At 46.8% G+C, this 14,219-nt stretch carries 9 protein-coding genes and 1 pseudogene; 1 reads left to right on the forward strand and 9 read right to left on the reverse strand.

The genetic code is table 11. From position 1 onward, the window contains the following. Positions 1-24: 24 nt before the first annotated feature. The 4 genes from tlpB (ACW5MY_RS14320) to tlpB (ACW5MY_RS14335) form a co-directional block, all read right to left on the reverse strand. Complete coding sequence (gene tlpB / locus ACW5MY_RS14320; protein WP_462061621.1) at positions 25-2,127, reverse strand: methyl-accepting chemotaxis protein TlpB; 2,103 nt, start codon at positions 2,125-2,127, stop codon at positions 25-27. 18 nt (positions 2,128-2,145) lie between these two features. After that, on the reverse strand, positions 2,146-4,119 hold the full coding sequence (gene tlpB, locus ACW5MY_RS14325) for a methyl-accepting chemotaxis protein TlpB (RefSeq protein ID WP_013353348.1): 1,974 nt from the start codon (positions 4,117-4,119) through the stop codon (positions 2,146-2,148). Positions 4,120-4,258: 139 nt separating this feature from the next. Beyond that, a complete protein-coding gene (tlpB, locus tag ACW5MY_RS14330; protein WP_013353349.1) occupies positions 4,259-6,247 on the reverse strand; it encodes a methyl-accepting chemotaxis protein TlpB in 1,989 nt (662 codons plus the stop codon). Between the two features lie 184 nt (positions 6,248-6,431). Then, positions 6,432-8,417 (reverse strand): methyl-accepting chemotaxis protein TlpB, encoded by a 1,986-nt coding sequence (tlpB, locus tag ACW5MY_RS14335; RefSeq protein WP_289393854.1) that lies wholly within the window; start codon positions 8,415-8,417, stop codon positions 6,432-6,434. A 142-nt stretch (positions 8,418-8,559) separates the two neighbouring features. On the opposite strand from tlpB (ACW5MY_RS14335), the gene ACW5MY_RS14340 reads away from it, so the two are divergent. Continuing rightward, on the forward strand, positions 8,560-9,297 hold the full coding sequence (locus ACW5MY_RS14340; RefSeq protein WP_013353351.1) for a protein-glutamine gamma-glutamyltransferase: 738 nt from the start codon (positions 8,560-8,562) through the stop codon (positions 9,295-9,297). Between the two features lie 17 nt (positions 9,298-9,314). Here the strand turns inward: ACW5MY_RS14340 and ACW5MY_RS14345 are convergent, their stop codons facing one another. The 5 genes and pseudogenes from ACW5MY_RS14345 to ACW5MY_RS14365 form a co-directional block, all read right to left on the reverse strand. Next, a complete protein-coding gene (locus ACW5MY_RS14345) occupies positions 9,315-9,566 on the reverse strand; it encodes a hypothetical protein (protein WP_013353352.1) in 252 nt (83 codons plus the stop codon). A 31-nt stretch (positions 9,567-9,597) separates the two neighbouring features. After that, positions 9,598-10,623: an NAD(P)H-dependent flavin oxidoreductase gene (locus ACW5MY_RS14350; protein ID WP_038463280.1), complete on the reverse strand. Its 1,026-nt coding sequence runs from the start codon at positions 10,621-10,623 to the stop codon at positions 9,598-9,600. Positions 10,624-10,647: 24 nt separating this feature from the next. After that, positions 10,648-11,037: pseudogene (locus tag ACW5MY_RS14355) on the reverse strand (secondary thiamine-phosphate synthase enzyme YjbQ); the annotation flags it as partial. Between the two features lie 122 nt (positions 11,038-11,159). Further along, positions 11,160-12,818, reverse strand: coding sequence for a glycoside hydrolase family 13 protein (locus ACW5MY_RS14360; RefSeq protein ID WP_013353354.1), 1,659 nt, complete (start codon positions 12,816-12,818; stop codon positions 11,160-11,162). 90 nt (positions 12,819-12,908) lie between these two features. Next, a complete protein-coding gene (locus ACW5MY_RS14365; protein ID WP_013353355.1) occupies positions 12,909-14,198 on the reverse strand; it encodes a hemolysin family protein in 1,290 nt (429 codons plus the stop codon). Positions 14,199-14,219: the final 21 nt, after the last annotated feature.

Here is a 14,219-nt window from a genome sequence, read left to right on the forward strand (position 1 = left end):
CAGCGAAGGAAAAGAAACAGCTCGTTACAGCTGCTCTTCGTCTTCAGACTGAATCGTAAATTTCCGCGTAACCTGCTGCAATTCTTCCGCCATATGGGCAAGTGTTTCGGCTGATGAACTGATTTCTTCCATGGAGGCAAGCTGCTCTTCGGCTGACGCGGCGATGTCTTGAATGCCGGCAGATCCTTCTTTGGCGACTGCGGTAATATCCTCAACCGCGTTTGTCACGTTTTGTGACCCGGCCGCGAGCTGCTCAAGCGTTCCGTTCATGTGCTGCAAAGCGCCTGAAATCTGAGTCGTCATTTCCGAGATTTTTTTGAAGCTTTCGGCCGTTTGATCCGTAATATCGAGTCCTTCCTTCACATCTTGATTCACCGCTTGGAATACAGAAAGCGATGTGGCGATTTCTTTGACGATTTCCTGAATCAGCGTTTCGATTTCCTTGGCGGAGTCGGCTGATTGCACGGCAAGCTTTCTCACTTCTTCCGCAACGACGGAGAAGCCCCGGCCGTATTCGCCGGCTCTGGCCGCTTCGATGGCCGCGTTTAAGGCAAGCAGGTTTGTCTGATCGGCAATGCCGTTAATGACGTTCAAAATGCTCTTAATGTCGTGCGATTTTGTTTCCAGCCCTTTTACGACTGCTTCCGCCTGCTGTACGGAACGATCAATTGTTTTCATCTGGCCGACCGTTTTCGCTACTAATTCTTCTCCGCTTCCGGCCGTATCAGAGGTTTGGATGGCGGATTCAGTGATTTCCGCCGATACATTCGCCGTCTCGGCAATGCCTGCATTCATTTGGGAAAGATGGTCTGCACTTTCTTCCAATTTTTCGCTTTGTGATTCGTTTCCGTTTGAGAATTGTTCAATCGCCAGTGTGATATGCTCTGTCGCCTTGCTTGTCTGTCCGGCAGATGCCGTCAGCTCTTCGGATGAAGAAGCGACATGTTCGACGGATGATTGGATGACACCGATGACAGACCGGAGTGATGCTGACATCTCATTGAAGTTTTGGCTGAGCTGTCCGAATTCATTTTTCGAACTGATGTTAATGACTTCCGTTAAATCGCCGTCACTGATTTTAGCTGATGTCGAGACAAGTTTTTTGAGCGGTTTTGAAATCGCGCGAATGATAAAAAAGATTAAAATCCCGCCGACGATAAGAGACACCGCAAGAATGATCAGCGCCATTCTCATAACAGGCAGGGCTGCATCATGTATCTCACTGACAAAAAATGTGCCGGCGATTTTCCAGCCCGTCAGTTTGTTTGTCGTGAAGGCCATTTTCTTTTGCTGTCCTTCAAAGATGTATTCAAACGTTCCGCTTGTTTTTGAAAATACTTCTTTTGTCCACTCCCCTGAGCCTTCTGTTCCCGCTTTTATAGTCGGATGGGCGATGTATTTTTTATCTCCCGTTGTAATAAAAGCAAATCCTTTATGACCGATCTGGACGCGTTCGGAAGCGTTCAGCAGGTCTCCCAGATTTATATCAAGCGCCACTACGCCTGATCCGTCTTTTGTCTGCTGAGCAATCGTAACGACCGTTTGTCCGGTTGAAGCGTCTTTATAGGGCTCGGTAAATACCGGCTGTCCGTTTTTTTCAACCGCTTTTGTATACCATTCTCGTGTGAGCGGATTGTAATCGGACGGCATGTCAACGGACGGATATTTCACGAACGCTTTGTCGCGAGACGCGGCATACACTGATGCAACATCGTCATTTACGGTGACATACTGCTTCATGTTTTCAAGCAGTTCGGATTTATTTTTCGTTTTCATTTTTTCCTTTGTGATTGATTCACTGTAATAGTCAATTGCTTTCAGCTTGCCGTCGAGCATGTTTTCAAGCACGCTGTTGAGTTCGTTGACATTTCCTTGAGCGCTGTGGGTCAGTTCGCTTTCTAATGAACTCCCCGCCGTTTGGTAGCTGAAGTAGGCGAGTATGCCGACCGGAAGCACCAATACGGCTAAAAATGCCGCGATAAGCGGCTTGCTGATGGATGGCTGTTTGATCCAATGTATCAGTTGTTTCATTTTTTTCAGTCTCCTTCTTTGAAAGCTAAATCTATTATCGTCAGCTAGGACAAAAGATTTATTAAAAAAACTAAAAAAAACACCCAAACAGCACATTTGGGTGTCTTTCTACTATTATTCTATTTTAAATTGTTTCGTCATATCACGTAATTCTTCCGCCATTTGGGATAACGTTTCCGAAGACGAACTGATTTCTTCCATTGAAGCCAGCTGTTCTTCGGCCGATGCGGCGATATCCTGAATGCTGGCGGAGCTTTCTTTTGCGATGGACGCGATTTGCTCGGAGGCTCCTGAAATCTGCTGCGATCCGGCTGTCAGCTGTTCTACCGTCGCGTTCATGTTTTGAATTTCTCCGGCGATCTGGTTCGTCATTTCAGAAATCCGTTTGAAGCTCGTTTCGGTCTGATTCGTAATATCAAGTCCGCTCTCCACCTCTTTGTTGACGGATTGGAACATGCCGAGAGATGTATTGATTTCATTAACGATCTCTACAATCAAGCTTTCGATTTCTTTCGCTGAATCTGCAGACTGCACCGCAAGTTTTCTGACCTCTTCGGCTACGACTGAGAAGCCTCGGCCGTATTCTCCCGCACGGGCCGCTTCAATTGCCGCGTTCAGCGCAAGAAGGTTTGTCTGATCAGCAATTCCGTTAATGACACGGAGAATGTTTGTAATGTCTTTTGATTTTGTTTCAAGGCCGCGCACTACTTGTTCAGCTTCTTTCACTGACCGGTCAATGACGTTCATTTGGCCGACCGTCTGGTGGACGAGCTTCCCGCCTGAATTGGCGACTTCCGCTGATGTGACGGAGGATTCGGTAATGACGGCAGATGCTTTCGCCATATCTTTAAGCCCGCTGTTCATTTGATAAATATGTTCCGCCGCGCTTTCAATTTTTTCACTTTGGCTTTCATTTCCGTTAGAAAATTGTTCGATTGCCAGTGTGATATGTTCGGTTGCCTTGCTAGTCTGCTCTGCTGAAGCCGTCAGCTCCTCTGATGAAGACGCGACGTTATTCACGGAATCCTGAATGGTATGGATCAGAGACCTGAGCGAGGCGGCCATATTGTTGAAACTTTTTCCAAGCTCGCCTAATTCGTCCTTTGATTGAATCTCGATCGTTTCAGTTAAATCCCCTTCACTGATCTGTTTCGACGATGTTACAAGCTGTTTGAGCGGTTTTGTGATGGAACGGATAATCAGCACCATGACGATGGTTCCGATGACAATCGCTAATACGAGAACGAGCAGGGACAGATGAAGGATCGGCAGCGCCGCTTCATGAATTTCGTCCAGATACATCGTTCCGCTGATTTTCCAGCCTGTCAGCCCGTTCGTATCATAAGCCATTTTCTTTTCCTGACCGTCGTAGGTGTATTGAAAATCACCTTTTTTACTGCTGTACAGCTGTTCAGCCCAATCCCCGTTTAATACTGTTCCTGATGTGCGGTTCGGGTGGGCGACCACTTTTTTGTCTTTCGTCAGGATAAAAGCATAGCCTGATTTTCCGATGTTCACTTTTTTTGTCGTTTTCAGAAGCTCTTCGATTTTCATATTGATGGCGATGACTCCCGAGCCGTCTTTCGTCTGCTGCACGATCGTCACGACCATCGTATTGGTGGAAGCCGTGCGGTAAGGATCTGTTACAACAACTTTCCCTTTGTTTTCCACGGCTTTTTTATACCAATCTCTTTCAATCGGATTATATCCTTTAGGCATCTGCAGGTCGGGATACCGGGTGAAATGGCCTTCCGTGTCACTCGTATAGATGGATTCCACGTCTTTATTGATTTTTATATACTCACTGAATTTATCCGTAATTTGCGATTGGTTTTTCGGCTTGTACCGATCCTTGGTGAGCCAATCGCTGAAATATGCCGCGCCGTCTTCCTTCTGGCTGATGCTTGTATTGATCATATCATTAATCTGCTGCACATTATCTAATGCGCTTCCCATCATCTGCCTGTCAAGCGTGCTTACCGCCGATTGATAAGCGATAAAAGCCAGCGTTGAAATAGGAAGAATAAGAATGGCTAAAAAAGAAATGAGCAGTTTTCTTGTAAGCGATCTCTGCTTGATAATTTGCACAATTTTTTTTCATCTGCTATATCTCCTCTTGCATGTTTACCCTTCATATCGGCAATTATAGGTAAATATACATATCCTAAAAGAAGAAATATAACGAAGCATACTTTTTACCTATCTAAAAGTAGTCTTTTAGACTTAATTAAGAGTTTATCTTAAAACGTTTTGTCAGCCCGCGCAATTCTTCAGCCATTTTTTCGAGCGTGACGGCGGATGAACTGATCTCCTCCATAGACGCAAGCTGCTCTTCAGCTGAAGCCGCAATGTCCTGTATGCTTGCCGCGCTTTGTCTGGAGACGGCCGCGATATCCTCTGAAGCGTTTGAGACTTCCTGAGACCCGGCAGAAAGCTGTTCCACAGTTGCATTCATATTTTGCAGTTCACCGGCAATCTGATTGGTTTTGGCGGAGATGTCCCGGAAGCTTTTTTCCGTTTCGTCCGTTAGCTGCAGGCCGCTTTTCACCTCGTGATTGACGGATTCCAGCATTCCGAGCGATGTATGAATTTCTTTAACAATTTCATGGATTAAGGATTCGATTTCTTTCGCTGAATCGGCTGATTGGACGGCAAGCTTTCTCACTTCCTCTGCGACGACTGAGAAACCGTGTCCGTATTCTCCCGCTCTTGCCGCTTCTATGGCCGCATTTAAGGCGAGAAGATTCGTTTGATCGGCAATGCCATTAATGACGCGCAAAATGCTGGTGATGTCTTGCGACTTGAGCTCAAGCCCTTTTACGACTTGTTCCGCTTTACTGACGGAGTGATCAATGGTGCCCATCTGCCCGGCTGTTTTCTTGACAAGCCGCTCTCCGGCGACTGATATCTCCGCCGATTCAATTGAAGTTTCCGTCACAACGGCTGCTGCTTCCGCCAGATCGCTGAGTCCGTCTTTCATGTCATTCACTTGGGATGTCGCTTTATCAATGCTGTCACTTTGGTCTTCCGTTCCATTAGAAAACTGTTCAATCGCAAGGGTGATATGTTCCGTCGCTTTGCTCGTCTGCTCAGCCGAAGCCGTCAGCTCTTCTGAGGAAGAAGCGACATGTTCAACAGAGTCCTGAATTCCCTGAATAAGGGACCGGAGTGAATCTGTCATATGATTAAAACTTTTACTGAGCACACCAAGCTCATCTTTGGAACTGACATCAATGGTTTCCGTCAGATCTCCGCTGCTGATTCTTTCCGCTGAAGCTACGAGGCGTTTCAGCGGTTTTGTAATAGAGCGGATGACAAAATAAATGAAAATCATTCCTGCGGCAACCGCTATCGCCAATATGATGACGGCTATGGTCAAAACAGGTCTGGCCGCATCCTTAATTTCATCAACGGACATGGTTCCGCTGATCTTCCAGCCTGTCGCTTTATTGGTGACGTAAGCCATTTTTTTCGCTTTTCCGTTCAGCGTATATTCAAAATCGCCTTTTTCCCCGCTGTATAATGTATCAACCCATTTTCCCGATACCGCCGCGCCGGCTTTTTCATTACTGTAGGCAACAGCTTTTTTATTTTTGCTGAGGATAAAGGCGTATCCTTCTTTTCCGATATTGACTTCTTTTGTCATCGTGATGAGATCGTCGATTTTAATATCAATGGCGACGACGCCTGATCCGTCTTGCGCGGCACGGGCCATGGTGACGACCATCTTTTTGTTTGAGATGGACTGATAAGGGTCCGTGATGATGGTCTGGCCTTTATTCTCCATGGCTTCTTGATACCAGCTTCTTTCAAGCGGATTGAAATCGGCCGGCATATCGGCATGCGGATAACGTGTAAACGCGCCTTCCTTGCTGCTTGAAAATATGGCTGCCGCTTTATCATTGCTTTCAATAAACTGCTTGAATCTTTCTTTCATTTCCGTTTGGTTTTTTTCTTTAAATTTTGCGCTTGTCGCCCATTCGCTGAAATATGCTGAGCTTTTTGTAAACGTTCCGATCCGGTCATCAATCATATTGTTTAAGATTTGCACATTCCCCTCAGCGCTTTCCATCATTTGATTTTCAACGGATGAAGCCGCCGAACGGTAGGCACTGGCAGCCAATACTGCTACCGGAATGAGTAAGATCAGTAAAAATGACAAGATGAGTTTTCTGGCTATTGATTTTTTTGCGATGTTTTTTGCTGTTTTTCTCAATTTTGTAAACCTCTTTCAATTATTTACTGTTTATATCGGCGGACTCCCTTTTTATTACATTGAAAATTTAGTCATAAATGAAAAATAGTTCTATATACTCTCTTTTAAGGTGAGTCTTTTTATTTAATTCTCTGCCTGCCTCCATAAAAAAAGACGCCTTCCATCCGGAAAGCGTCCTTTTGTACTAGTTGATTTTAAATTGTTTCGTTAATTCCCGCAGTTCTTCGGCCATTTGCGCCAACGTATCGGCGGATGTGCTGATTTCTTCCATAGATGCAAGCTGTTCTTCTGCGGATGCGGCAATATCCTGAATACTTGCCGCGCTTTCTCTTGATACGTCCGCAATATCGGTCACTGCGGCTGAGACGTGCTGAGAGCTGTCTGACAGCTGTTCAACCGTGCCGTTCATTGATTGAAGCTTCTCGGCGATGTCGTTTGTCATGCCGAAGATATTCTGGAAGCTTTCTTTCGTGCGGTCCGTCACGGCAAGTCCTGATTGAACTTCTTCATTAACGGATGTAAACATGTGAAGCGATGTATTAATCTCAGCTGTAATTTCCTGAATGAGTTTTTCTATCTCTTTGGCAGAACCTGCAGATTGGACGGCCAGCTTACGCACTTCTTCCGCGACCACTGAGAAGCCTCGTCCGTATTCACCGGCTCTTGCCGCTTCAATGGCTGCATTTAATGCAAGCAGGTTTGTCTGATCGGCAATGCCGTTAATGACTCTTAGTATATGAGTGATGTCTTTTGATTTGGCTTCAAGCCCTTTCACAACAGCTTCCGCCTGCTGAACGGATTGATTGATGAGATTCATCTGCCCGACGGTTTGCTGCACATATTCTTCCCCGGTGCCGGCAGCTTCTTTCGATTGTTTAGATGCTTCCGTAATGGATGATGATGTGCGGGAAACGGCTGCGAGCCCTTCATTTATATGATTCAGCTTGGCTGAACTTGATTCTACTTTTTCGCTTTGTTCTTCATTTCCGTTTGAAAACTGCTCAATTGCCATAGTAATGTGCTCCGTCGCTTTGCTTGTCTGCGAAGCTGAAGCGGTCAGCTCTTCCGATGAAGCGGCAACGTTGTCGACAGAGTTTTGGATCGCGCTTATAAGTCCGCGCAGAGATTCTCCCATTTCATTAAAACTTGCACCGAGTTCGCCCAATTCATCTTTCGAGCGGATTTCAATGGTTTCGGTCAGGTCTCCGCCGCTGATTTGTTTAGACGAGCGGACAAGCCGTTTCAGCGGTGATGTAATGGATCTGACAATCAGCAGAATTAAAATTCCCCCGATGATAATGGATGCTGCAAGCACGATCATTCCCATCGTCAGCACCGGTTTTGAGGCGTCTTTAATTTCGGTGAGTTCCATACTCCCCTCTATTTTCCATCCGGTTAGTTTATTTGTCGTAAACGCCATTTTTTTATCTTGATTATCAAGCTTGTATGAAATAATGCCGCTGTCTTTGCTGTATACCTCATTCAGCCACGGGGTTGATACTTTATCACCCGGTTTATGGTCTTTATGCGCAACGTAAGTCTTGTTTTTAGATGTTATAAACACGAAGCCTTTTTTCCCGATTTTGATTTCCTGCATTTGCTTCAGCAGCTGGTCAATCGTAATATCCATGGCCACTACGTCCGTTCCGTCCTGCATCTGCTTTGCTACGGTGACAACCATGCTGCCGTCGTTTGCAGCGATGTAAGGATCAGTGACAACGAGCGTGCCGCCAGCCTTCACAGCGTCTTTATACCATGCGCGTGTTCTCGGATCGTAATCGGCCGGAACATTTTCCTTCGGCGCCTGTACGTAGCTGCCGTCTTCCGTTCCTCCGTAAATACGAGCTGCGTCCTTATGAATAGACGTGTATTGCCCGAACTTTTCTTCAAGTTCGGTTTTATTTTTTTTAGAGAATGATGAACCTTTTAAGGTTTCACTGAAAAATTCAATCGCCTTTGCTTTTGCGCCGATATCATTTGTAATGGTCGAGTTAAAAGAGTCGATGTTATTTTTCGCGTTGCCTGAAATCTGATCATCCAGCGAATTGCTCGCCGTATGGTATGAACTGAATTCCAACACGAGAATCGGTATGATTAAGATCACGATAAATGAAATGATTAATTTCCGTGAAATCGATGCCTTTGTACACCAATTGATGAATTTTTTCATATTAAGCTTGCTCCCTCATATGTGATACCTTATATATCGGCTCCTCCTTCACATTTTGTTAACATTTCCCCCTTTTTTATGACTTGATTTTCATTGCCCAAGCCTCCTGCATATCTTATAAAAAAAGAGAGGGGGCGTGCAGATGATTATCATATCCGGCCAAGTGCTTCGGCCCCAGGACATCGCGAACTGGCAGACGGAAGAAAGCCTTGTTCCGTATTTAAATGAACTGATCAATTCTCCCGTACAATTCGATTACGGGTCAATTACTGAACTGATGTTTGAAGCACGGCTGCGGCGCCATATCGTGGAGGCTGCAAGAGAACTGCACGGATCAGGCGCAAAATTTGCAACTTTCGCCAAAACATACGGAAATACGGCTTATTGGAGAGTGACGCCGGAAGGAGCTCTGGAGCTGAAGTACAGAATCCCCGCTTCCAAAGCGATACGGGATATTATTGAAAACGGGGCGTTTTATGCATTTGAATGCGCTACCGCTATTGTTGTGATTTATTATCTGGCCGTCTTAAAGACGATCGGTGAAGAACGGTTTGACCGCCGTTTCCGGGATATTACTTTGTATGACTGGCACTATGAGCACCTGCCGATCTACACGGAAACCGGCAGACACTTTTTACGGGGAGATTGTTTATATTTTAAAAACCCTGAGTTTAATCCCGCAAAGGCCCAGTGGCGGGGAGAAAATGTCATTGTGATGGGGAATGATCAATATTTTGCCCACGGTCTCGGGATTCTGACCGCTGAACAAATCATCCAGAGATTGAATTCTTTAAGAAGAAAAAATGCCGTGCAGTCAGCTTATCTGCTTTCTCAGGCGACAAGGCTTGATGCGCCCGCGCTTTATCAGATCATGCATTAAAACAATCCCATCGTCTGTCATGGTGACGATGGGATGTGAAATGCTTTTCTTTTTCGGTAAAAAGCGGTCGTGCCGAGCGCTTGGTTTGCCGCCCATTCAAACTTCTCTAAGTCATGGCGGGTGACGGCTCTGTCCCGTCTGCTCCATTTAATGGTCCGGACAAAGTAATACCCTTTAATCGGCGCCATGGTGACTTTGGAATGCGGAAAATCTTCAAAGACAAACTCAATATTCCCTCTTTTTTTATAGGACATTTGAAGAATCTTCATCATCCATCACCTCACAGCATCGTAATTATGATCAGCACAAAGCGTCCAAAACGGTTTTCACGTCTGTCGGCCCTTCAAGTTTTGCGGCGGACTGGCCTGCCCATAAAGACATATGCTCCGCGTCTCCTGATTGAGCCGCATGCCCTCGCATCGGCTTTGTCAGCGTATTATGCAGCGGATAGGGCAGCGTTTTCCCCTCATCAGCTTCATATGTTTTCATGAACTGATTCACGATTCCCCGCGCCTGTTTTCCCGAAAACAATGTGGTCAGCCGCGTGTCGGCTCCTTTTGATTCGGCAATGGCTTTTTGATATGCCGGCGAGGCGCTGCTTTCTTCACAAAGGAGAAACGGTGTGCCCACTTGAACACCGTCCGCACCCAAACATCGGGCTGCCTGCACCCCGCGGCGGTCAAAAATGCCTCCAGCCGCAATGACCGGGATTTTCAGCGCGTCTTTAGCCTGCGGAATCAGTGCCATAAGGCCGAGAGCCGGTTCTCCTTTAACCGGCAGAAACGATCCGCGATGCCCGCCGGCTTCTATTCCTTGAAGGATAACGGCGTCCATTCCCCGCTCTTCAAAGGCCTTCGCTTCCTCCGGCGTTGTCGCGGTGCCGAAAAGGAAACAGCCGCTTTTCTTCAGCTTTTCTGCCGTTTTTTCCGGCGGCAGGCCGAAGGTGAATGAGCACGCTTTGACCCCGTAACGGATCAGAAGCTCCGCTTTTTCCTCAAAATCATTCCATTCTTCTTTCAAATCGGAGAACGGCTTGGCGTCATTTGCCCTCGGGATGCGCGCTTTCCATTTTTCAACCAGTTCCTCCTCAGGCATCTGCCTTTCTTCCGGGACGAAAAGATTCACTTGAAAGGAGCGGTTCGTCAGGTCTTTCATCTCGATAAGCTGTTTTTCAAGCGCCTGCGGACTGACGTATCCTGAAGCGAGACTTCCGAGCGCCCCTTCATTTGATACCGCTGATGCCAGGCGCGGTGTGACAAGCCCTCCGGCCATCGGCGCCTGGATGACGGGCTTTGTCAATGATAATGCGTCCATCCACTCACTCATTGTGATTTCCCCCGTTTCAGCCTGTATTTTGATATAACATGTTCTGTTTCTCGGACCGTCAAATTCGCAAAAATAAATGCCCTGCCACGTTCCGAGAATCAGGCGCCCGTCTTCAATGATGACATGCTGGGAGGCGCCCGTTGTACTCGCTTTCATATGCGCCGCCGTATTTCCCTCCATATGCCGGTCCAGTTCATGCTCCCACGGATACACTTCATCAAACCTTCTGAGCATATCCCTTTTCACATCCGGATCGGCATTTTCATTTATGGTAATGCCGGCTGTGGTATGGGGACAGTATATTAGCGCCAAGCCGCTTTTTACGCCTGTTTCGCGGAGAAATACTTCGGCTTCATGCGTGATGTCGATCATTTCATCCCGTCTGTTTGTTTGAATCTGCAATTTTTTCAGCATATGAATGCCCCTTCCTTTTTTTCTCTTCCTTTCCCATATTCGTTTCTGTATTTGTCTTTTCCTGTCGGATCGCGATGATAAACGCAGATCACAAAAAACTTCAGTCTCGGAACTGAAGTTTTTCACCATACATATACGCGGGCTTCATAAGGCTTTAATAGAACAGATGTCACATGCCGATGCGCTGTTGTTTCCATGTTTGCGAGCACGAGCGAATCGGAATCAAGCGGATAACCGGGATGCCTGTATAAGGCGGGGGTTTTGGACAGATTGGTGATGATCAGGGCGGTTTCCGTTCCGTCTTTTCTTACATAGGCATAAATCTGCCGGTCCTCCGGAAGCAGCAATTCATATGTTCCGCTGATCAATACGTCATGTTTTTTTCTGAGGGCGATCAGCCGTTTGTAGAAATGGTATACGGATGTTTCATCCTGCATTTGCGATGCAGCGTTCAGCCATGTGTGATTCGGGTTCACCCCGAGCCACGGGGAAGCATCAGAAAACCCGCCGTTCGCCGCGCCGCTCCATTGCATCGGTGTCCGTGAATTATCCCGGCCCTTTTTCCAGATGATTTTCATCACTTTTTCATGCGGAACACCGCGGGACGTCTCTTTTTCATACAGCTGTTTGCTTGCGACGTCGTCGTAATCTTCAATGGATGGGAACGAAACATTGGTCATGCCGAGTTCCTGCCCCTGGTAAATAAACGGCGTGCCTTTCATCAGCATATACATCGCCGCGAGTGCCTTGGCGCTTTCTTTCAAAAGCCGTTCGTCACCCCATACCGAAACGGAACGGGGCTGGTCGTGATTCTCCATAAATAACGCATTCCAGCCCTTACCTTCCAGACTGTTCTGCCAGCCGGACAAGACGCGCTTAAGCGCCGGAATACAGATACTTTGATTCTCATCCGTATCCCAGAGACCGAGGTGTTCAAATTGAAAAATCATATGAAAGACGCCGTTTTCTTCACCGGCCCAATCAGCCGCCTCCGCAGCCGTCACTCCGTTCGCCTCGCCGACCGTCATGATCGGATAGCGTGAAAATGTTTCCCGCTTCAGCTCTTTCAGGAGATCCATGATGCCTTCCCCATTCATATGATACGGGAAGGACGGGACATACGGGAGACCGTCCGGATTCGGCATATCAGGGAGACCTTCTTTTTTCTTAATATGAGAAATGGCATCCACCCGGAAGCCGTCTATGCCTTTATCAAGCCACCAGCGGATCATTTCATAAACAGACTGCCTCATCGATTCGTTTTCCCAATTTAAATCGGGCTGTTTTTTGTCAAACAGGTGAAGGTAATACTGATTTGTCCCTTGATCATATTCCCATGCCGATCCGCCGAAAATACTTTCCCAATTGTTCGGCTCTTTGCCGTTTTTTCCGTCTCTCCAGATGTACCAGTCCCGTTTTTCGGAATCCTTCGCTGAGCGGGATTCGATAAACCAAGGATGCTCATCACTTGTATGGTTGACGACGAGGTCTATAATCAGCTTCATGCCGAGCGCATGAATATCCGCGAGGAGCCGGTCAAAATCCTTCATCGTCCCGAATTCGCCGGCAATTTGTTTATAATGCCGAATATCGTAGCCATTGTCCGCGCCCGGCGAGTCAAAAACGGGACAAAGCCAGATCACATCCGCCCCCAGCTCTTTTATGTAATGAAGCTTTGCTCTGATCCCGTTAATGTCGCCGATTCCGTCTCCGTTCGAATCCATAAAGCTTCGGGGATAAATTTGATAGACGGCCGCCGTTTTCCACCAATCCGTTTTCATACCGCCACTCCTTTCATTACAGCATATGAAGGAGCGGGATGAAGAAGCATTTTTTTCAGAAAAAAAGCCTCATTGCAAAAAGCAGGAGGCTCAGAAATCAGTTTTTTTAATTTCAACAAAGCGGATATGGTGGTCTTCAGCTTCCAGCACCTTGAATTCACACCCTTCGGCATGAAACACGTCGCCGTTTTTCAGCTCCATTTTTTGTGTTAAGAGCCATCCCGCGATCGTGTCAATGTCTTCATTTTCGATGGCGATATCAAGGAGGTCATTCACCTCTTCTATCAGCGCTTTGCCGTCCATCACATAATGGTGTTCGCCTTTTTTGACGATGTGCGGCATTTCATCCTGGTCATATTCATCGCGAATTTCCCCGACGATTTCCTCCAATATGTCTTCGACGGTCACAAGCCCCGCCGTACCGCCGTATTCGTCAACGAGAATCGCCATATGAATCCGCTCCTTCTGCATGCGGATCAAAAGTTCCTGGACCGGGATGCTTTCAATCACTCTGATGACCGGACGCATAATTTCTTTTAATTCAATGGAACGGCCGAGAAAATACGCCTTAAATAAATCCTTATTGTTAATAATGCCGAGAATGTGGTCTTTGTCTTCCTTAATAACCGGATATCGCGTATACCGCTCGTTGATGATCAAATGAATGGCTTCATCAACTGACTGGTCAAGCGAGATGGCGGCGATTTCGGTGCGCGGCACCATAATTTCTCTGGCGACCCGGTTATCGAATTCAAATATTTTGTTGACGTAACGGAATTCAGATTGATTGATTTGACCTTTTTTATAGCTTTCGGATAAAATCACCCGCAATTCCTCTTCACTGACAACGACTTCATGTTCTTTCACTGAATGAAAGCCGAACAGTTTGACCAAAAATCCGGCCGAGCCGTTTAACAGCTTGATAAACGGATACATCACTTTATAAAAGAGAATGAGCGGTTTCGCCGTCCACAGACTGACGGCTTCGGCTTTTTGAATGGATATCGTTTTCGGTGCAAGTTCGCCGATGACGACGTGCAGATACGTGACGGCGATAAACGCCGCAATAAACGTGACGACGTGCGTAATGGATGACGGCATTCCGATCAGGCTGAAAACAGGAAGAAGAATCCGCTGAATCGTCGGTTCACCGAGCCAGCCGAGTCCGAGCGCCGTAATCGTAATGCCGAGCTGGCACGCTGATAAGTACTCATCGAGATTTGAAATAACCCTGTGCGCCGCAAGCGCCCGGCTGTCTCCGGTTTCAACCAGTTCCGCAATTTTTGATCCGCGGATTTTTACGATCGCAAATTCCGCCGCCACAAAGATGGCCGTTAATCCGATTAACAGCATAATGAGAATCAGTTTTAATATAAGCAAAAAAACCCCTACCGCAAACGG

Source organism: Bacillus sp. Bwzl_19 (genome assembly GCF_054900515.1).

Excerpts from the sequence above, each read along its gene's own strand:
- tlpB (WP_462061621.1), bottom strand. The coding sequence starts at position 2,127 with ATGTGCTGTTTGGGTGTTTTTTTTAGTTTTTTTAATAAATCTTTTGTC.
- tlpB (WP_289393854.1), bottom strand. The coding sequence starts at position 8,417 with ATGAAAAAATTCATCAATTGGTGTACAAAGGCATCGATTTCACGGAAA.
- ACW5MY_RS14340 (WP_013353351.1), top strand. The coding sequence starts at position 8,560 with ATGATTATCATATCCGGCCAAGTGCTTCGGCCCCAGGACATCGCGAAC.
- ACW5MY_RS14345 (WP_013353352.1), bottom strand. The coding sequence starts at position 9,566 with ATGAAGATTCTTCAAATGTCCTATAAAAAAAGAGGGAATATTGAGTTT.
- ACW5MY_RS14350 (WP_038463280.1), bottom strand. The coding sequence starts at position 10,623 with ATGAGTGAGTGGATGGACGCATTATCATTGACAAAGCCCGTCATCCAG.
- ACW5MY_RS14360 (WP_013353354.1), bottom strand. The coding sequence starts at position 12,818 with ATGAAAACGGATTGGTGGAAAACGGCGGCCGTCTATCAAATTTATCCC.